Origin of the sequence: Burkholderia sp. BCC0322 (assembly GCF_902833045.1) — a bacterium.
Lineage (GTDB): Bacteria > Pseudomonadota > Gammaproteobacteria > Burkholderiales > Burkholderiaceae > Burkholderia.
The window spans coordinates 150,877-170,974 of sequence record NZ_CADFDU010000014.1 but is presented as its reverse complement, the minus strand read 5'-3'; the positions used below and the strand labels follow the sequence as shown (position 1 = coordinate 170,974).

Annotated in this window: 16 protein-coding genes; 9 read left to right on the top strand and 7 right to left on the bottom strand. The window is 68.0% G+C overall.

Going from position 1 to position 20,098, the window contains the following annotated elements; all coding sequences use genetic code 11:
• Positions 1-72 precede the first annotated feature (72 nt).
• The gene (locus HWX39_RS29890; RefSeq protein WP_175971291.1) at positions 73-999 is read left to right on the top strand and encodes a LysR family transcriptional regulator; all 927 of its coding nucleotides are present in this window, start codon (positions 73-75) and stop codon (positions 997-999) included.
• Between the two features lie 562 nt (positions 1,000-1,561).
• Complete coding sequence (locus tag HWX39_RS29885) at positions 1,562-2,641, top strand: porin (protein WP_175971290.1); 1,080 nt, start codon at positions 1,562-1,564, stop codon at positions 2,639-2,641.
• Between the two features lie 142 nt (positions 2,642-2,783).
• Here the strand turns inward: HWX39_RS29885 and HWX39_RS29880 are convergent, their stop codons facing one another.
• On the bottom strand, positions 2,784-3,122 hold the full coding sequence (locus HWX39_RS29880) for a P-II family nitrogen regulator (protein WP_006398637.1): 339 nt from the start codon (positions 3,120-3,122) through the stop codon (positions 2,784-2,786).
• Between the two features lie 83 nt (positions 3,123-3,205).
• Positions 3,206-4,912: an NAD+ synthase gene (locus HWX39_RS29875; RefSeq protein ID WP_175971289.1), complete on the bottom strand. Its 1,707-nt coding sequence runs from the start codon at positions 4,910-4,912 to the stop codon at positions 3,206-3,208.
• Positions 4,913-5,022: 110 nt separating this feature from the next.
• On the opposite strand from HWX39_RS29875, the gene HWX39_RS29870 reads away from it, so the two are divergent.
• On the top strand, positions 5,023-6,201 hold the full coding sequence (locus HWX39_RS29870; protein WP_175971288.1) for a GNAT family N-acetyltransferase: 1,179 nt from the start codon (positions 5,023-5,025) through the stop codon (positions 6,199-6,201).
• Positions 6,202-6,284: 83 nt separating this feature from the next.
• On the opposite strand, the gene HWX39_RS29865 is transcribed toward HWX39_RS29870, so the two are convergent.
• Positions 6,285-8,543 carry a glycoside hydrolase family 3 C-terminal domain-containing protein gene (locus tag HWX39_RS29865; RefSeq protein ID WP_175971287.1) on the bottom strand — a complete coding sequence of 753 codons (2,259 nt, stop codon included), beginning with the start codon at positions 8,541-8,543 and terminating at the stop codon, positions 6,285-6,287.
• A gap of 143 nt (positions 8,544-8,686) precedes the next feature.
• On the opposite strand from HWX39_RS29865, the gene HWX39_RS29860 reads away from it, so the two are divergent.
• Together HWX39_RS29860 and HWX39_RS29855 are read left to right on the top strand one after the other, a co-directional pair.
• A complete protein-coding gene (locus HWX39_RS29860) occupies positions 8,687-9,721 on the top strand; it encodes an AraC family transcriptional regulator (RefSeq protein ID WP_175971286.1) in 1,035 nt (344 codons plus the stop codon).
• Positions 9,722-9,770: 49 nt separating this feature from the next.
• Positions 9,771-10,595, top strand: coding sequence for a GIY-YIG nuclease family protein (locus HWX39_RS29855; RefSeq protein ID WP_175971285.1), 825 nt, complete (start codon positions 9,771-9,773; stop codon positions 10,593-10,595).
• A 54-nt stretch (positions 10,596-10,649) separates the two neighbouring features.
• Here the strand turns inward: HWX39_RS29855 and ppa are convergent, their stop codons facing one another.
• Positions 10,650-11,177, bottom strand: coding sequence for an inorganic diphosphatase (gene ppa, locus HWX39_RS29850; protein ID WP_027786751.1), 528 nt, complete (start codon positions 11,175-11,177; stop codon positions 10,650-10,652).
• A 339-nt stretch (positions 11,178-11,516) separates the two neighbouring features.
• Between ppa and HWX39_RS29845 the strand changes: the two genes are divergently transcribed.
• The 4 genes from HWX39_RS29845 (at position 11,517) to HWX39_RS29830 (ending at position 15,630) form a co-directional block, all read left to right on the top strand.
• A complete protein-coding gene (locus HWX39_RS29845; protein WP_175971284.1) occupies positions 11,517-12,956 on the top strand; it encodes an aldehyde dehydrogenase family protein in 1,440 nt (479 codons plus the stop codon).
• A gap of 92 nt (positions 12,957-13,048) precedes the next feature.
• Positions 13,049-13,807, top strand: a complete 759-nt coding sequence (locus HWX39_RS29840) for an SDR family oxidoreductase (RefSeq protein WP_175971283.1) — start codon at positions 13,049-13,051, stop codon at positions 13,805-13,807.
• A gap of 112 nt (positions 13,808-13,919) precedes the next feature.
• On the top strand, positions 13,920-15,224 hold the full coding sequence (locus HWX39_RS29835; RefSeq protein ID WP_175971282.1) for an MFS transporter: 1,305 nt from the start codon (positions 13,920-13,922) through the stop codon (positions 15,222-15,224).
• A 40-nt stretch (positions 15,225-15,264) separates the two neighbouring features.
• Entirely contained in the window at positions 15,265-15,630 is a 366-nt protein-coding gene (locus HWX39_RS29830; protein ID WP_175971281.1) for a DUF4180 domain-containing protein, read from the top strand.
• A gap of 115 nt (positions 15,631-15,745) precedes the next feature.
• Here HWX39_RS29830 and HWX39_RS29825 read toward each other — a convergent pair whose 3' ends face one another.
• The 3 genes from HWX39_RS29825 to hemC are packed head-to-tail and all read right to left on the bottom strand — an operon-like array spanning position 15,746 to position 19,910.
• Complete coding sequence (locus HWX39_RS29825; protein WP_175971280.1) at positions 15,746-16,933, bottom strand: heme biosynthesis protein HemY; 1,188 nt, start codon at positions 16,931-16,933, stop codon at positions 15,746-15,748.
• Positions 16,934-16,935: 2 nt separating this feature from the next.
• Entirely contained in the window at positions 16,936-18,906 is a 1,971-nt protein-coding gene (gene hemDX / locus HWX39_RS29820) for a fused uroporphyrinogen-III synthase HemD/membrane protein HemX (protein ID WP_175971279.1), read from the bottom strand.
• Positions 18,906-19,910: a hydroxymethylbilane synthase gene (gene hemC, locus HWX39_RS29815; protein ID WP_175971278.1), complete on the bottom strand. Its 1,005-nt coding sequence runs from the start codon at positions 19,908-19,910 to the stop codon at positions 18,906-18,908. Before hemC ends, hemDX begins: the two co-directional genes overlap by 1 nt.
• Between the last annotated feature and the right edge of the window lie 188 nt (positions 19,911-20,098).

Genomic DNA, 20,098 nt, shown 5'->3' with positions numbered 1-20,098 from the left:
CGCCAATCAGGTCGTCATGCTACGTTCGCGCTGCGCCTGCAGGAAGTGCAGTTTCTTCATCCGGACCTGAACATGATGCATCCCGATCTGCGCCGCCTCGACCTGAACCTGCTGCTCGTGTTCGACGCGCTGTACCGTCACCGCTCCGTCGCCGCGGCCGCACACGAACTCGCGTTGAGCCCGTCCGCGCTGAGCCACGCGCTTGCACGGCTGCGCGACGCGATCGGCGACGCGCTGTTCGTCCGCCTCGGCAACGAGATGCAACCTACCGTGCGCGCCGACGACATCGCGACCTGGGCCGGCGACGCGCTCGACGCGATGTCGAAGGGGCTCGCCCGCGCGCGCCGCTTCGATCCCGCGCACAGCGACCGCACGTTCGTGTTCGCGGCGACCGACTACACGGCATTCGCCGTGCTGCCGGCGTTCCTCGCCCGCATCCAGCATGTGGCACCACGCTTGCGGATCCGCGTCATCCATTCCGACCGGAAGATCTCCGTCGACGAGCTCGCGGCCGGCCGCATCGATTTCGCGCTCGGCTACCACGAGGAATCGGCGGCCGACGCACCCGGCATCGAGGACTTCGACTGGTTCTCCGACGACTACGTCGTGATCGCGAGCGCCACGCATCCGGACATCCGCCGGCGGCTGACGCTCGACCAGTACCTGGCGGCACGCCACGTGGTCGTCACGCCGTGGAACGAGTCGCGCGGCGTCGTCGATCATGTGCTCGACCGGCTCGGCCTCGCGCGTCAGGTCGCCGTGCAGTTGCCGACCGTGCTGGCCGCGCCGTTCGTGATCGCGGAATCCGCGCTGCTGATGACCGTGCCGAACCGCGCCGCGCAGGCGCTGCGGCACGCGGCGCCGATCCGCATCTTTCCCGCGCCGTTCGAGATCCCGCGCTACACCGTGAAGGTCTACTCGCACGCGAAACATGCGCGCACCGATGCACATCGCTGGATTCGCGCGCAGTTGCTCGCCGTAAGGCCGGAGCCTGCCTGACCGATGCACGCCGGTGCATCGCGTTGCGCGTGACCGAGCGGGCACGACAAGCACCGGCCGGCGGCGTCCGGCAGCCGCCCGTTCATTACGAAATACTTACCGATTTCTCATGTCGGGCGCTTACGCTCGCGCCCTCGCAACGTCAATAGTGGCAATCCTTGACCCCTGTTTGCGAAATTCGTGTCTGCCTTGCGGGACAAGGGTTTTCCGTTAATTGCAAACCCTCGGCGCACCGGTTGCGCACCGTGTTGCATGGCAATTTGACGACAGGTGTTAGTCAAACAACGATTTCCATCGCCACAAAATTGTATTTTTGCTAAATTAGTAACCAAAGTAGCAAAACGAAGTTCGTGAAATGTAGTTTAGCTTCACGACACTACAAGGAGACCCCGCAGGCCGACCCGGCTGCGCGGGACCAATCAACGGTTTTCCGTCCGCTTGCCCGCGTGCTGCGCTTACCGGCCCTGCACGAGGTCTCCCTGGTTATCCCGCTTTTGCCCGGCGCTCGCGCTCCGGGCATCTCGTGCAGTCTGGGTTGACTTTTTGACAGGGTATGGAGGAGATGATGAAGAAAGCTTTGGTCGCGGCCGCGCTGATGGCTGCTGGGGTGGTGACGGCGCACGCGCAGAGCAGCGTCACGCTGTATGGCCGCCTGGACGCCGGCATCGAGTACCTGAACGGCCTGCAAAACGGCCACCAAGTGCGCGCGGAAAGCGGCGACTGGGGCACGAGCCTCTGGGGCTTGAAGGGCACCGAGGACATCGGCGGCGGCAACAAGATCCTGTTCCACCTCGAAGGCGCGTTCAACACGATGACGGGCGGCTTCAGCGGCTCGATCTGGGATCGTTATGCGACGGTCGGTATCTCCAACGACCGCTACGGTACGCTGCTGTTGGGTCGCGAGCTCGCGATCGCCAACGGCGTGTGGGACTTCGACCCGTTCGGCCAGTCGGCCTGGTCGACGGCATCGCTGGTGCGCGGCCGCAACTGGAACAAGACCAGCAACAACGTGTCGTACCAGTCGCCGCAGTTCTACGGCCTCGACTTCTACGGCCAGTTCTCGTTCTCGAACTCGACCAGCTTCAACGGCAACACGACGGCCGGCGCAGCGGGCCGTGCAGCCGGCGCACAGGTCACCTATACGAATTCGCTGTTCCAGTTGCGCGGCATCTATGACGAAACGCGCGACAGCAACGGCCGCTTCTCGGACGTGTTCAACTACTCGCGCGAATACTTCGCGGGCGTGAACGTGTTCCTCGGCCAGTTCAAGGTGCAAGCGGCCTACCAGGCCTCGCGCGCCGACGGCAGCGGCGGCCCGGCAGTCAACGCCGGCGTGACGGGCACCCAGCAAGTCTGGGGCGGCGTGACGTGGCAGGCAACGCCGGCAGCGGCGCTGATCGCAGCCGTGTATCACGTGAACGCGAACCACGGCGGCGGCAACGCGAACATCTATACGGTTGGCGGCTCGTACAACATCTCGAAGCGCACGCTGTTCGACCTGCAGGTCGCGACGGTGCGCAACAGCAAGAACGCCAACTTCGGCCTGAACGCGAACGGCGCCGGTACGGCCGTGTCGACGGGCAACCCGAATCCGGGCGGCAGCCAGACCGGCGTCTACGCCGGTATCCAGCACCTGTTCTGATCAGGCGACGTTCTCAAAGAATCGATTCAACGACGTTTTCCACGCTGCTGCGAGAGGCGCGTATCGGTGCGGTACCCAACCGGGTATCGCACCGTTTTTTATTGGCGGGCCGGTTTCGCCGTCCCATCGACGAATGCGGCGCTCAGACGGCCGCTTCGTTCTCTTCGCCGGTGCGGATGCGGATCACGCGCTCGACGTCCGACACGAAGATCTTGCCGTCGCCGATCTTGCCGGTGCGCGCCGCGCCGATCACCGCATCGATCACCTGGTCGACCTGCGCTTCCGCGACGACCACCTCGATCTTCATCTTCGGCAGAAAATCGACGACGTATTCGGCGCCGCGATACAGCTCGGTATGGCCCTTCTGGCGGCCGAAGCCCTTCACTTCCGTCACGGTCAGGCCCGTGAGACCCACTTCGGCGAGCGCTTCGCGGACTTCGTCCAGCTTGAACGGCTTGATGATGGCTGTGATGCGTTTCATGATGGTTGTCCCTCAATGCTCGTTTGGATGAAAAATCGCGATCCCGATTGTAAGCCGGCGAGCCGCGCACGGCGCGACACGGCTCAATCGAGCCGTTCGGTAAAACGTGACGTGATCGGGTAGCGCCAGTCGCGCCCGAATGCGCGATGCGTGACACGAATGCCGATCGGCGCCTGGCGGCGCTTGTATTCGTTGATCTTGATGAGCCGCGTCACGCGTTCCACGTCGGCCTGGGCATAACCCGCCGCGACGATCTCGGCGAGCGGCCGGTCCTCTTCCATGTACATCCGCATGATCGCGTCGAGCACGTCGTACGGCGGCAGGCTGTCCTGGTCGGTCTGGTTCTCGCGCAGCTCGGCCGACGGCGCGCGCGTGAGGATCCGCTCGGGGATCACGTCGCGCAGCAGGTAATCGGCCGTTTCGTTGCGATAGCGGCAGAGCCGGTACACGAGCGTCTTCGCGATGTCCTTGATCACCGCGAACCCGCCGGCCATGTCGCCGTACAGCGTGCAGTAGCCAACCGCCATCTCGCTCTTGTTGCCGGTCGTCAGCACGATCGAGCCGAACTTGTTCGACAGCGCCATCAGCAGCGTGCCGCGAATGCGCGCCTGGATGTTTTCTTCCGTCGCGTCTTCCGCGCGGCCCGCGAACTCGCCCGCGAGCGATACGCGGAACGCATCGAACATCGGCGCGATCGCGATCTCGTCGTAGCGCACGCCGACGCGCCGCGCCATTTCCGCCGCGTCGGTGGTCGAGATGTCGGCCGTGAAGCGCGACGGCATCATCACCGCGCGCACGCGCTCGGGCCCGAGCGCATCGCATGCAACGGCCAGCACCAGCGCCGAATCGACGCCGCCCGACAGCCCGATCAACACGCCCGGAAACCCGTTCTTGCCGATGTAATCGCGCACGCCCGTCACGAGCGCGCGGTACACCTGCGCGTCCGTCGACAGCTCGGGCGCGATCGCGCCCGGCAGCGGCCGCGCGCCTTCGAATTCGACGATCGCGTGCCCTTCGTCGAACTGCGGCATCTTCGCGACCAGCGCGCCCTGCGCGTCGAGCACGAACGAGCCGCCGTCGAACACGAGCTCGTCCTGCCCGCCGACGAGGTTCACGTACACCATCGGCAGCCCCGTTTCGCGAATCCGCGCGCGCAGGATGTCGAAGCGCACCGCTTCCTTGTTCATGTGGTACGGCGAGCCGTTCGGGATCAGCAGCACCTGCGCGCCGGCCGCCTTCGCGATCTGCGCGGCCGATGCGTGCCACGCATCCTCGCAGATGATCACGCCGAATTTCACGCCGTTCAGCTCGAACACGAGCGGCTCGGCGTCCGTCGCGAAATAGCGCTTCTCGTCGAACACCTCGGCGTTCGGCAGATCCTGCTTGCGGTAGGTGCCGACGATCTCGCCGCCGACGATCAGCGATACCGCGTTGTAGGTATCGGTGGGCGGCACGCCGCGCTCGATCGGTCGGTTTGCATTACCATCGACGGCTGGCGCGTGCACGCCTTCGCCTGTGCCGCGCAGCGGATGGCCGACCAGCACCGCGAGCCCGTCGAACGCCTTCAGGGCGTCGGCGAGTGCGTCGAGTGCAGCCGCGGCCGCCGCGTAGAACGCGGGCCGCAGCAGCAGGTCTTCCGGCGGATAGCCGGACAGCGCGAGTTCGGGTGCGACCATCAGCTGCGCACCATCGTTGTGCGCGGCGCGCGCGGCCGCGACGATCCGCGCGACGTTGCCGGCGAAGTCGCCGACGGTGACGTTGATCTGGGCGAGAGCGAGTCGGGTCTTCATGGCGGGATCGGCGCAGCCCGGCGGCGCGCCCTGAACGGCTGACGAAAACGTCCCGGTGCGGGCCGCGCAGGCCCGCGCATCCGGCGACACAGAATGGTACGGATTCACGCTTGAAACACGAACGCATCGATTATCGCACGGGCATCCTGTCGTCCCCCGCGGAGGTGCCGGCCGAGGAATGGAACGCGCTGCTTGCCCGCGACGCGCAGCCGACGCCCTTCCTGCGCCACGAATTCCTCGACGCGCTGCACGTCGCGCGCTGCGCGGTCGACGATACCGGCTGGTCACCCCACTTCGTCACGCTGACCGACCCGCGCACCGGCCGCCTCGCGGCCGCCGCGCCCGTCTACGCGAAACAGCATTCGTATGGCGAATACGTGTTCGACTGGGCCTGGGCCGACGCGTACCAGCGCAACGACCTGCCCTACTACCCGAAGCTGTTGTGTGCGGTACCGTTCACGCCCGTGCAGGGCACGCGCCTGCTCGCGGCCGACGACGACGCGCGCCGCCGGCTCGCGGCCACGCTGCTCGCGTTCGCCGAGCAGAGCGACGTGTCGTCGCTGCACGTGCTGTTCCCGACCGGCGACGAAGCGGCGCTCCTCGAATCGATGGGGATGATGCTGCGCGAAGGCGTGCAGTTCCACTGGATCAACGACGGCTACCGCCACTTCGACGATTTCCTCGCCACGCTCGAGCAGAAGAAACGCAAGAACATCCGCGCGGAGCGGCGCAAGGTGCACGATGCGGGCGTGACGTTCAGGCGGCTCACCGGCGACCGGATCACCGACGCCGACTGGCGGTTCTTCTCGCGCTGCTACCGGCAGACCTATCGCGAACACTATTCGAGCCCGTACCTGAACCTCGACTTCTTCCGCACGATCGGCGCGACGATGCCCGAGAACCTGCTGCTCGTGATCGCAGAAGCCGGCGGCCAGCCGATCGCCAGTGCGCTCGCCGTCTACCGGCGCGGCGAAAACGGCGGCGGCACGCTGTACGGCCGCTACTGGGGCGCGGTCGAACATGTGCCGTGCCTGCATTTCGAAACGGCCTACTACCAGTTGCTCGAATTCTGCATCGAGGCCGGGCTCGATACGTTCGAAGGCGGCGCGCAGGGCGAGCACAAGCTTGCGCGCGGCTTCCTGCCGACCGTCACGCACTCCGCGCACTGGCTCGCGCACCCGGCGTTCTCGGACGCGGTCGCGCGCTTTCTCGAACGCGAGACCGAGCATATTCACGCATACGTCGACGAACTGCGCGAACACGATCCGTTCCGGCGCGGCACCGGGTAACGCGAGACGGCTCGCGCGCCGCCCCGCATCGGGGGAATCCGGCGCGTGGCCGGCCGGGCCCGCCCGATGCATGACGCGGCCGGTCAGCGCGCCGCGAGCGACACCGCCTGCGACAGCGCCTGCGGATCGCGCGACGACGCGGCGGCCGTGAGCGTATAGCTGCCCGCACCGACCCGCCATGCATGCGTGGTCACGTCCCAGGTCGCGAAACGCTGCGACGGAATCGCAATGCCGACCGTGCGCGCCTCGCCCGGCTGCAGCGCGACCTTGGTCCAGCCGACGAGCCGCTTCGGCGGCTCGCCGAGCGACGCGGGCAGCGCCGCATAGACCTGCACCGTCTGCGCACCGGCCCGCGCGCCGGTGTTCGTCACCGTCACGCCGACCGTCACGTTGCCCGATGCATCGGCCGCCGCGGTCATCCCGGAAAGCGCGTACGTCGTGTACGACAGCCCGTAGCCGAACGGGAACAGCGGCTCGATCGCCTTCGCATCGAACCAGCGATAGCCGTACGCGAGCCCCTCCGCATAGACGGTCTGCGACCTCGCCGGATCGATCGCCGGCTGCGGCAGGTCGGCCTCCTGCTTCGGGAACGTCAGCGGCAGCCGGCCCGACGGGTTCGCATCGCCGAACAGCAGGTCGGCGATCGCCTGGCCGCCCTGTGCGCCCGGATACCACGCTTCGAGCACGCCATGCACGTTCGCGAGCCACGGCATCAGCACGGGGCTGCCGTTCTCGAGCACGACGATCACGCGCTTCGCCTTCGCCGCGACCGCGGCGATCAGTGCGTCCTGGTCGTACTGCTGGTTGTACGGGTCGGCCTTCGCATCGGGCAGCGACAGGCTCGCGAGGTCGAGCCCTTCCGTCTGCCACTGCGTCGCGAACACGATCGCGACATCGGCCTGCGCGGCCGCGCTCGCCGCGGCATTCGCGTCGGTCCCGTCGAGATAGCTGACCGATGCGTTCGGCGCCTTCGCGCGGATCGCCGCGAGCGGCGCGGACTTGTACCAGGTCGCGCAACCGCCGAACAGCATACCGGCCGGTTGCTGACAGGTCGTCACCGCGTTGCCGTCGATCGCCGGCACCGCGCCCGAGCCGCCGCCCGACAGCACGCCCGCGTCCGCATGCCCGCCGATCACGACGACCGACTTCAGCGCGCCGGCCGCCAGCGGCAGCACGGACCGCGCATCGCCGGGCGCGGCCGCGTTCTTCAGCAGCACCGCGGATTGCCGTGCGATCGCGAGCGCATCGGCGTTGCCGGCCGCTTCGTCGATCGCGCCGCCCGGCTTCGGCGGTGCGTCCATCACGCCGACGCGGATCAGCGTGCGCAGCTTGCGCTGCACCATGTCGTTCAGCCGCGACGCAGACACGCTGCCGGCCTGCAGCGCCGCGCGCAGCTTCGTGTTGAAGAACGAGCCGAGCGGCGCGTTGCTGTCGTCCGCCGCGCCCGGTTCCTCCTCGTCGAGCCCCGCCTGTACGGCCGCGACCGTCGAATGCGTCGCGCCCCAGTCCGACTGCACGACGCCCTTGAAGCCCCATTCGTTCTTCAGCACCGTCGTCAGCAGATACGGGTTCTCGCACGCATACACGCCGTTCAGCTTGTTGTACGAGCACATCACGTTGCCCGGCTGGCCGTCCTTCACGGCAATCTCGAACGCGAGCAGCTCGGCCTCGCGCATGGTTCGCTCGTCGACGACCGAATCGATCGTCATCCGGTTGGTTTCCTGGTCGTTGAACGCGAAATGCTTGATCGTCGCGATCACCTTCTGCGCCTGCGTCGCCTGCGTGCGCGCGGCGCCAAGCGTGCCCGCGAGCACCGGATCCTCGCCCATGTATTCGAACGTGCGTCCGTTGCGCGGCTCGCGCGCAAGGTTCACGCCGCCGCCGAGCCCTTCCGCGAAGCCGAGCGCGCGCAATTCGAGCGCGATGCGCGTGCCGTAGGTGCCGGCGAGCGCCGGATCCCACGTCGCCGCGAGCGCGACCGGCGCGGGCAGCGCGGTCACGCGCGCGTTCCTCACGTTCACGCCGCCTGCCGAATCGGCGCTGCTGACGCCCGGAATGCCGAGCCGCGGCACGCCCGGGATGTAGCTCGCGCCGTTCAGCGCGTCGGCCGGAAACGGCCCGCCCAGGTCGAGCGCGGGCATTCCCGTGCCGTGCACGAGCTGCAGCTTCTCGTCGGTCGTCAGTTGCGCGACGAGCGCGGCCGCGCGCTGGTCGGCCGCGGCATCGGGGTCGGCCGGCGCGGCCGGGCCTGCGTGGATGTCGTCGCCGCCGCACGACGCGAGCAGCACCGTGAGCGCGCACGCGGACGCAATCGTCGAACACCGGAACAGCGAAGTTTTCATTGATCCTCCTGAATCGATCTGTTGTACTTGTCGCCACACTCCAGCGTTCGAGTCTAAGAATCGACCGGTCACCATGCTTGACCGGCAGGAGCAGCACTTGACCTCTCGCAGCGGGGACAAACCCGAAGGTCATGGAGAGAGACATGGAGTTACGACAGAAATCGGTATCCGTCCGGGTCTACCGACAGGCGTTCGACGACATGCGCCGCAACGGCTTCGACGTCGCGCCGCTGTATGCGACGCTCGGCATCGGCGCGGCCGACCTCGCCGACGACGCGCGGCGCATCCCCGGCGATCGGCACGTCGCCGCGATGCGGCTGATGAGCGAATGGCCGTTGTCCTGGCATCGGCCGCCGCCGCAGGTCGTGCCGTGGCTCGTGCCGTTCCCCGAGCTCGCGGGCATCACCTGCAACGCCGCGACGCTGCGCGACGCGCTGCACGGCTACCTGCGCTACCGCGAACTGATCGGCAACGTCGACTGGGTGTTCGCGCATGAAACCGGCGGCGCGATCGCGCTCGAGTACGTGAACGAGGGTGACGGCCGGCCCGCCAGTAGCGCGTTCGCGAATTTTGCGATCCTCGCCGCGCTCGCGCGCCTGTACGATCCGCACGTGCAGGTCGACGAAGCCGCATTCGCGGGCCGCGCGTTCGCGCCGACGGCCGCGTTGCGCGACCTCCTCGGCGCGGCCGTGTCGTTCGATGCCGCGCACAATCGCGTCGTGCTGCGCTCCGCGCGCTTCGACACGCCGTTCGAGCGCTACAACGCGCCGCTCGCGGACATCCAGCGCCACGCAGCCGACGTCGCGCGCGAACGCGTGCGCGCCCGCTCGACGTTCGGTTCGTCGGTCGAGCAATGCGTGCGTGACTGGCTGCGCACGTCCGACGACGCCGACGTGCCATCCGACACGCTGATGGAGCACGTCTGCACGCGCTTCGCGATGTCGCGCTGGACACTGCGCCGGCGCCTGCATCGCGAAGCGGTCGGGTTTCATGCGCTCGTCGCGCAGGCGCGGCTCGGCGAAGCGCGCGACCTGCTGTTGAACACGCAACTGCCGATCGGCGAGATCGGCGTACGGGTCGGCTTCCGTTCGACGAGCGCGTTCACGCGCTTCTTCACGCGCGAACTCGGCGCGGCGCCGAGCCGCTTCCGCGACGGGCACGGCGATCGGTGGCGTTGACGGGCACTTTTTCTGAGACACTGGCGGCTTCGCATCCCGCCGCCCTGCCATGTCCTGGTTTCTGTATCTGATCGAATGCGCCGACGACAGCGTCTACACCGGCATCACGACCGACGTTGCCGCGCGCTTCGACGAACACGCCTCCGGCAAGGGCGCGCGCTACACGCGCTCGCGCAAGCCGCGTGCGGTGCTCGCATCGTTTCCGCTGCCCGACCGGTCGAGCGCGTCGCGCGCCGAATACTGGGTGAAGCGGCTCACGGCCGTGCAGAAGCGGGAACTGGCTGCCGGGTTGCGGTCGCTGGAATCGGTGATGCCGGCCGCGCCGGCCGTCGATACGAGTGGTGACGCGGCCGGGTTGAAGGCCGGTGCCAGCGGGCGGAAGAAGGCGAAGGCGGAAAACGTCGATAGCGCGGCGAAGACGGTTGAGACGGGTAAAGGCAGGAAGAAGGCGGGAAAGGCCGGGAAAGCTGAAAAGGTCGACAAGCCTGCGAAAGCCCCCAAGCCTGCGAAAGCCCCCAAGTCTCCGAAGGCGACAAAAGCTGCCCCGGTCGCAAAGCGCAAGAAGCCCGACAGCGATGCGGTCGCAAGAAAGACTTCGTCGCGCGACACCCCGTTAAAAAAGGACAAGCCGGCCGCGACCGCTTCGTCGAAAAGAAAAGCGCAGGCAGCCAGCGGCAAACCCGTCACGAACGGACGCGAAGTCGACGCGCCCGCACCGGGTCGCCGCCGGCCGGCTGCTACCGATGCGGCCGCCGTTGCACCCGTTGCACCTCGCCGCGCGAAGCGCACGAAGGACGCGCCGGCCACAGCCACGTCGCCCACCTCCATACGCAAACCACCTCAACGCACAAAACAAAACCGCGCGGCCTCCTGAGGAGACACGCGCGGTTTGCGTTTCGCACGAACCGGCCGTCGGCCGGTACGCCGCTTACTTCTTGTAGTTCGCTGCGCCGTCGGCGATTTCCTTGTGCGCGGCTTCGATGCCGGCCCAGCCTTCGACCTTCACCCACTTGCCCTTCTCGAGCGCCTTGTATTGCTCGAAGAAGTGCTTGATCTGATCCTTCAGGTACTCGGGCACGTCGTCGATCGACTTCAGGTTGGCCGTCATCGGGCAGACCTTGTCGTGCGGCACGGCGACCAGCTTCGCGTCGACGCCCGACTCGTCGGTCATCTGCAGCATGCCGAGCACGCGCGAACGCACGATCGAGCCTGCCAGCAGCGGGAACGGCGTGATCACCAGCACGTCGACCGGATCGCCGTCGCCCGACAGCGTCTGCGGGATGTAGCCGTAGTTCACCGGATAGCGCATGCCCGTGCCGATGAAGCGGTCGACGACGAGGAGGCCCAGTTCCTTGTCCGCCTCGTACTTCACCGGATCGCTTTGCGCGGGAATCTCGATGATCACGTTGAAATCTTGCGGCAGGTCCTTGCCGGCCGGAACATGATTGAAGCTCATGAGCACTCTCTGTAGGTCGATGGGAATTCGGGACAGGGCGCCGCGGCCGATGCACCGCCGCAGGCGCCCCGCAAGGGAATGCGCCATTATAGCCAATCGACCGGTGGCGTCCGGATGACGATCGGCCGATAATCGTTCCGGATGCCCGCCCGACGAACCACCGGCCGCGTCATGTGGAATCGGCGTTGGCGTTGAAGTGGGGTCGCCGGTCGACGGCGAAGCATGGGACTCGATTAAGCATGGGACCCGAGTAAGCGCTGAAGCGCTAACTCGGGTCGACCGCAAAGCATGGGACCCGAGTAAGCGCTGAAGCGCTAACTCGGGTCGACAGGAGCTGGCATGGAAGAGGCGAAGCACTTCATCGCGGGCGAATGGACGTTGCCCACGCAACTGGAAACCATCGCGGTCGTCGATCCATCCGACGGCCAGCCATTCGCATCGATCGCCCGCGGCACGGCGCCCGACATCGAGCGCGCGGTCGCCGCCGCCCGCGATGCATTCGCGGGCCCGTGGGGCGCCGCCAGCGCCGCCGAGCGCGGCCGCGTGCTGATGCGGCTGTCGGCGCGTGTCGCCGCCTCGATCGAGGAACTCGCCGCGATCGAGGCGCGCGACACCGGCAAGCCGCTGAAACAGGCACGTGCCGACGCAGCCGCGCTCGCGCGCTACTTCGAGTTCTACGCAGGCGCCGCCGACAAGCTGCACGGCGAAACCCTCCCCTATCAAGCCGGCTACACGGTGCTGACGGTGCGCGAGCCGCACGGCGTCACGGGCCACATCGTGCCGTGGAACTACCCGATGCAGATCTTCGGGCGCAGTGTCGGCGCCGCGCTCGCGGCCGGCAACGCCTGCGTCGTCAAGCCGGCCGAGGATGCGTGCCTGTCGTTGCTGCGCGTCGCCGAGCTGGCCGCCGAGGCCGGGTTGCCGGCCGGTGCGCTTAACATCGTCACCGGCTACGGCCATGAAGCGGGTGCCGCGCTCGCGCGCCATCCCGGCATCGACCACATCTCGTTCACGGGCTCGCCGGCCACCGGCAAGCTGGTGACGCAGATGGCGGCCGAGAACCACGTACCCGTCACGCTCGAACTGGGCGGCAAGTCGCCGCAGATCGTGTTCGCCGACGCCGATCTCGAAGCGGCGCTGCCCGTGCTCGTGTCCGCGATCGTGCAGAACGGCGGGCAGACCTGCTCGGCCGGCAGCCGCGTGCTGATCGAGCGCGCGGTGTACGAGCCGCTCGTCGAGCGCCTCGCCACCGCGTTCAACGGGCTGCGCGTCGGCCCGAGCCGAGCCGACCTCGATTGCGGCCCGCTGATCAACGCGAAGCAGCAGCAGCGCGTGTGGGATTTCCTGTCCGACGCGCAGCACGACGGCATTCCGATGGCCGCGCACGGGCAGGTCGTCGCCGATGCGCCCGAAAGCGGCTTCTACCAGGCGCCCGCGCTGTTGCGCGACGTGCCGCCGTCGCACCGGCTCGCACAGGAGGAAGTGTTCGGCCCCGTGCTCGCCGCGATGCGTTTCGTCGACGAAGACGAAGCCGTCGCGCTGGCGAACGGCACGCCATACGGCCTCGTCGCTGGCATCTGGACGCGCGACGGCGCACGCCAGATGCGTGTCGCGCGGCGCCTGCGGGCGGGCCAGGTGTTCATCAACAACTATGGCGCGGGTGGCGGCGTCGAGCTGCCGTTCGGCGGCGTCGGCCACTCGGGGCATGGCCGCGAGAAAGGCTTCGAGGCACTGTACGGCTTCACCGCGCTGAAGACGATCGCGATCCGGCACGGCTGATTGCGTAGCAAGCAGCACGCGGCACGTGGCCGGCAGCGCCCGGCCGCGTGCCGAAACACGACGGCACTCATATCCAGCACAGGAGACACACCATGCGGTTGAGCGGCAAGACGGCAATCGTCACGGGCGGAGGCTCGGGGTTCGGCGAAGGCATCGCGAAGACGTATGCGCGCGAAGGCGCGAACGTCGTCGTCAACGACCTGAACGGCGCGGCAGCCGAGCGCGTCGCGAGCGAGATCGCGCTCGCGGGCGGCAAGGCCATCGCGGTGGCCGGCGACGTGTCGAAGCGGGACGACTGGCACGCGCTGCTGCAGGCCACGCTCGACGATTTCCACACGGTGCAGATCGTCGTGAACAACGCGGGCACCACGCACCGCAACAAGCCGGTGCTCGACGTGACGGAAGCCGAATTCGACCGCGTGTACGCAGTCAACATGAAGAGCCTGTTCTGGTGCGTGCAGACCTTCGTCCCCTACTTCCGCGAACAAGGCGGCGGCGTGTTCGTGAACGTCGCGTCGACGGCCGGCGTGCGGCCGCGGCCCGGCCTCGTCTGGTACAACAGCACGAAGGGCGCGATGATCACCGCAAGCAAGTCGCTCGCGGCCGAACTCGGCGCGGATCGCATCCGCGTGAACTGCATCAACCCCGTGCTCGGCGAAACGGCGTTGATGACGGAATTCATGGGCTGCGAGGATACCCCCGATAACCGCAGCCGTTTCCTCGCGACGATCCCGCTCGGCCGCTTCTCGACGCCGCAGGACATCGCGAACGCGGCGCTTTACCTCGCATCCGACGAGGCCGAGTTCATCACCGGCGTCTGCCTCGAAGTTGACGGCGGGCGCTGCATCTAGCCGTATCCGGGCTGCCCGGCCGGCACAACGTTCACGCAGGCATCGCAAGAAACCGGGTCCGGCACCCTGCGCCCGCCCCGGCCCATGACAAACAAAAAGGACAGGAGACAACATGGCAACATCGACGCAGTCGCTGCCGGGCTCGTCCGGCGCATTCGAGGAAGCAACCTACCGCAAGGTGTCGTGGCGACTCACGCCGCTTCTGCTGCTGTGCTACGTGGTCGCGTATCTCGACCGCGTGAACGTCGGATTCGCGAAGCTGCAGATGGCGAGCGACCTGAACCTCAGCGATACCGTCTACGGGCTCGGCGCCGGGATCTTCTTCTTCGGCTATTTCCTCTTCGAAGTGCCGAGCAACATCATCCTGCACAAGGTCGGCGCGCGCGTGTGGATCGCACGCATCATGGCGACGTGGGGCGTGATCTCGATCCTGACGATGTTCGTCACGACGCCCACGATGTTCTACGTGATGCGTTTCCTGCTCGGCGTCGCCGAAGCGGGCTTCTTCCCCGGCGTGATCCTCTACCTCACCTACTGGTATCCCGCGCACCGGCGCGGCCGCATGACGACGTTCTTCATGACGGCAGTCGCCTTGTCCGGCGTGATCGGCGGGCCGCTCTCGGGCTTCATCCTGAAGGCATTCGACGGCATGAGCGGGTGGCACGGCTGGCAATGGCTGTTCCTGCTCGAGGGTATTCCGTCGGTGCTGGTTGGCGTCGTCGTGTTCCTCAAGCTGGACGAGCGGATCGCGAAGGCAAACTGGCTGACCGACGAAGAAAAGGCGCTGCTCGCGCGCAACGTCGATGCCGAAGAAGCCACCAAGGAAGACCTGCCGCTCGGCGCCGTGCTGTCGAGCCCGCGCGTGTGGCTGATGGCGCTGATCTACTTCTCGTTCGTGATGGGGCTCTACGGCGTCGGCTTCTGGCTGCCGACGATCATCAAGGCCACCGGCGTGACCGACACGTTCATGATCGGCCTGCTGTCGGCGATTCCGTATGCGGCCGCCGTGGTCGCGATGATCCTGATCGCACGCAGCGCGGACCGGCGCCGCGAACGCCGCTGGCACGTCGCGATTCCGGCCGCGATCGGCGCGCTCGGGCTCGTGCTGTCGGTGATCTGGGCGCACCAGACCGCGCTCGCGATGCTCGGCCTCACGCTCGCGACGATTGGCATCCTGACGACGCTGCCGCTGTTCTGGAGCCTGCCGACCGCGTTCCTCGGCGGCACCGCGGCCGCGGCCGGCATCGCGATGATCAACTCGATCGGCAACCTCGCCGGCTTCCTCAGCCCGTACATGATGGGCTGGCTCAAGCAGGCAACGGGCGCCAACGATTCGGGCATGTACATGCTTGCCGGGTTCCTCGTGCTCGGCGGGTTGCTGGCGCTGTCGGTGCCGAAGCGGCTGGTCGACAAGTGATGCGGAGCGCGACACGATCATGACGACGGAGCCAACCCGCATGCCCCATCGAATCGTCCAGGCAGCCGGCCGCCGTGTGCTGGTCCGCGATCCTGCCGCCGGGCTGGTCCAACGCGAAAGCGATGCGCTCGACCTCGTCGCGCTCGCGCACGAGCACGAAGCCGACTGGGTCGTGGTCCCCGCGGACGCGCTGCACGACGACTTCTACCGGCTCGACAGCGGGCTGGCGGGCGCCGTCCTGCAGAAGCTCGTCAACTACGGCGTCAGGCTCGGCGTGGTCGGTGACATCGAGCGCTGGCTTGCGCGCAGCGAAGCGCTTCGCGCGCTCGTTCGCGAATCCAATCGCGGGCAATCGGTGTGGTTCGTCGCGAACGAGGATGACCTGCTGCACAAGCTCGGCGCGTGACGTGTCGTCCAGCCCCGCTCCGGACGAAAAAAAGCCCCGAAGGCCGGAAAACCTTCGGGGCTTTGTTGCGCAGGTTGCGCGAGCCGCCTGCAGCAGGCAGCCCGAGTGACCCGCATCAGACCACCGTAATCGCGAGCGCGCTTTCGCGGTAATGCTTCGCAGCCTTGTCGGTTTCGCCGAGATGCTCGAACAGGCGTGCGAGCGCCCGATGCGCACGCACCTTCAGCGCCTCGTTGTCGGCCAGCTTCAGTGCCGATTCGAGGAACGACTGCGCCTTGCCCCACAGTTGCTGCTGCTGGCACAGGCGGCCGAGTGCGAACAGCAGGTCGGCGTCTTCCGGGTGATCCTTCTTCCACCCTTCCGCCTTCTGGATCAGCGGCAGCGCATCGGCGCCGGCCGTGTCCGGGTAACGGCGCAGCAGGCGGGCATCCCAGTTGTGCGCGAGCGCGTCCTCGACGATGCGGCGCGCTTCGTTGCGGCGCTCGAGCGAGACGAGCAGATCGGCCGCGAGATCGGCGAGACGCGGCGACTGGCGCTCGACCGGCGACAGCGACTGCCACACCTCGAGCAGCGCGTCCGGGTCGTGCCGGCGTTCGCGCAGCAGGTTTTCCGCAGCCTGCTGGCGCAACCGTACGGCCGCGGCCGGATGCAGCGCCTCGCGCTTCTCGAGCGCCTTCGCAAGCTTCAGCACCTCGGCCCAGTTCTTCAGCTGCTGCTGCGCCCGCAGCGCGACCTGCTGCGCATGGATGCGCTTGCCGCCCGCCTGCAGGTCGGCCAGCGCGGCAAGCGCGCCGTCGGCATCGCGTGCATCCGCTCGCATGTCGGCCGCGGCGAGCAGCCGTGCGTCCTGCCATTCCGGCGCGTCGACCTTCGACAGCCAGTCGTCACGGCGCGTGTACTCGTGCATCCGGTGCGCGGCCGTGGCCGCGACGAGACTCGCCGCGCCCTGGTTCGCATCGACCGACAGCGCTTCGCGTGCAGCCTTCTCCGCCCGCGAGAAGCGCCCCGCGTACAGGTTCGCGATCGCGTCGCGCAGCGATGCCTGCGCCTTCTCGTTGCGCGAACGCGCCCGATACGCGGCGACCCGCTGCGGCATGCGCCAGATGTTGCGCACGATGCGCAGCAGCGCATACACGACGATGAACAGCACGACGATCGCGATCACGAACAGGTTCAGCGACACGTCGATCCGGTACGGCGGGTAGACGAGCAGTACCTGCCCCGCGTCGAAACGGCCGACGGTGGCGAGCGCAGCGGCGATCGCGAACAGGACTGCGAGCCAGACGATTCCTCGAAGCGTCATCGTTACCCCCGGCTCTTGAACTGCTGAACGGCGTTCAGGCTGGTGTTCAGGTTCGGCACCGCAACCGTCAGCGAGGCGCCGTCAACCTGCTTGAGCAGATCCTCGACGGTCTGCGTGTCCTTCGATGCCTGGTCGAAATACTTCCCGAGCGACGCCTGCGCGGCGTGCAGGTCGGCCTTCATCGCGCTGTCGTTGCGCGCGAGCAGCGACAGGCGCGCGGTCAGCAGGCGCAGCTTCACGTTCTCACGCACGAAGTAGCCCTGGTCGGGCGATGCGAGCATGGCGTCCGCGTTGTCGATCCGGCGCACCTGCACGAGCCCCTTCAACTGCTGGCCGAGGCCGGCCGAGAAGTCGTGCCACCACACCTTCCAGCGCGGCTCGCCGGCCACGGCCGACGACGCGGCGTCGGCCGGCGCGGCCTTCGGCGCCTCGTGCGGGACGATCGCCTCGCCGGACAGCGGCAGCGCGTCGATCTTCGCGATCGCGTCGTCGAGCTTGATCGCAAGGCCGGTGAGGTCGGCCGCCGGTGCGGCCTTCAGCTTCTCGATGTCCAGCGCGAGCGCCTTGCGCACCGTGACGGCCTGCGCGCTCTGCGACGTCGCGAGGCGCGCGTCGGCGTTCTGCAGCGCGATCAGCGCGAGCTGCGTGTTGCCGGTCAGTTGAAGCTGCTGGCTCGCGCTCGACAGCATCTGGTCGACTTCCTCGAGCATCCAGGCATCGCGGTTGCGCGACAGGTCCTGGTATTGCTGCTGCAGCGCCTGCTGCGCGCTCTGCGCGTCGGCGAGCTTGCCGTCGAGCTGCGCGAGCTGCGTGTCGACCTGATGGGTGCTCGCGAGCGCCTGCTCGGTCTTCAGGCGCGTCTCGGCCGTCTGCGCATCGAGCGCCTTCTGGCGCGCGACGAACGTGCCGTCGAGCCGGTCGATCTTGCGGTTCAGCGCGTAGCCGCCGACGCCCGCCGCGCAGCCGAGCACGACGACGACGAACCACAGCACCGCGCTGCCGCCGCGGCGCGCGGGCGGTTCGGACGCCATATAGGCGGGACGGGACGGCGGTGCGGATGCAGCGGCCGGCTGGGAAGCGACGCTGTTGGAATCGTTGGTATCTGTCATGCGTTTAGTCACCGGTGCGGCTGTCGCCGGTTGGACGGCCTGGTCGGCCATCGTTCGAAACGCGCGGACGATGCGCTCATCGCCCGCGCCGGTCAGCGTAATCCTATCAAAACCCAATGCGCGCGCGGTCTGCTCGATCCGCGGATGCGGCGTCACGAGCGGCGCGTGCTTCAGCGCGTCGATCTCGGCATCGTTCAGATGCGCCCGCGCGAGTTCGTGCAGGTTGCGCACGCCTTCCGAGCTCGTGACGAGCCACGCATGCGGCTCGCCGTCGAGCAGCGCATGCACGCGCTCCCACGCGCCGACGCGCGGATCGGGCACGACGCGCCGATACGCGGCGACGAGCGTGACATCCGCGCCGGCCTCGCGCAGCCGGTCGGCGAGCCATTCGCGCCCGCCGTCGCCGCGCACGATCAGCACGCGCTTGCCCGCCAGCGCCTGCGCGCCGCCGAATGCGGCCTCGATGCACGCGAACAGGCTTTCCGAATCGTAATGGGGTACGCCTCCGTCGGCCGGCGCCTGCGGCGCGACCACGCGATACGCGGGCGCCGCGATGCCGTGACGCTCGAGCGCCGCGACACTGCCGGGCCCGACCACGCCGACCGGCAGTGCGTTCGGCCAGATCGCGCCGTACTGCGCGAGCGCGCGGTCGATCGCGTTCGGCGACACGAAAATCACCAGCGCGTAGTCGGCGAGCGCCGCGAACGCTGCGTCGAGCGGCGCCGGATCGTCGAGCGGCGCGATGTCGATCAACGGGAATTCGAGCACGTCGCAGCCGGCCTCGGCCAGTTGCGACGCCAGCGCGCCGGACTGGCCGGCCGGGCGCGTCAGGACAGCGGTGAACGCGCGCGCGCCGCCCGCCATCAGGCGTCGCCCTTGCCGGCGGGCGGCGCGCCCGCGAGCAGCGCCTGGACGATGTCGAGCGCGCCTTGCGCCTCGAGTTCGTCGGACACGGCGCGGCCGAGCGCGAGCGCATCGGCGACGGTCATCACGGCCCCGCACGCCTCGGCCGTCAGCACGCGTTTGCCGTCGGTCGTCGACACGCGGCCCGTCAGGTACAGTTCGCCCGCGCGCCACACCGCGTGCGCGGCGAGCGGTACCTCGCAGCTGCCGCCGAGCGCGCGCGACACCATCCGCTCGGCCTCGACCGCGAGCGCGGTCTGCGGGTCGTGCAGCGGCGCGAGCCATGCCGCGACGTCGCTGCGCTGCGATGCGATCTCGATGCCGAGCGCGCCCTGGCCCGCGGCGGGCGGGCTCGCCTCGACGTCGAGCAGCGCGCGGATCCGCGCGTCGAGGCCGAGGCGTTTCAGGCCGGCGGCCGCGAGGATGATCGCCGCGTAGTCGCCGCGATCGAGTTTCGACAGGCGCGTGTCGAGGTTGCCGCGCAGCGGGCGCACTTCCAGGTGCGGGTAGCGCGAGCGCAGCATCGCCTCGCGGCGCAGGCTCGACGTGCCCACCACGGCGCCGGCCGGCAGCGCGTCGAGCGACGCGTAGTCGTTCGACACGAATGCGTCGCGCGGGTCCTCGCGTTCCATGATCGCGGCGAGCGAGAAGCCGTCGGGCAGCGCCATCGGCACGTCCTTCAGCGAATGCACGGCGAGATCGGCGCGGCCGTCGGCCAGCGCGGCCTCCAGTTCCTTCACGAACAGTCCCTTGCCGCCGACCTTCGACAGCGTGCGATCGAGAATCTGGTCGCCGCGTGTCGTCATCCCGAGGATTTTCACGTCACAAGCTGGATATAATTTGCGCAGCGCATCACGCACATGTTCGGCTTGCCACATCGCCAGGCGGCTTTCGCGCGAAGCAATCGTCAACGTCGCGGGCAGCTGTGCCTGTTGCGGCCCGGCCGCAGGGGTCTCGGAATTCATTGCTGGAACATCGAAGGACGGGATTGAAGATCGAACAATGGTAGCACGCACGCCCCTGCCCGCCCGGGCCCGGAGCCTGCGTCCGGCCTGCCGCCGAGCGGGTCGCGGCGCCGATGTGCGGATGTGCCGCACGTAGCTGGTTGCTTGACCGCAGTTTCGCAGTTTCCGCAGTTCCTTTTGACTCGAGT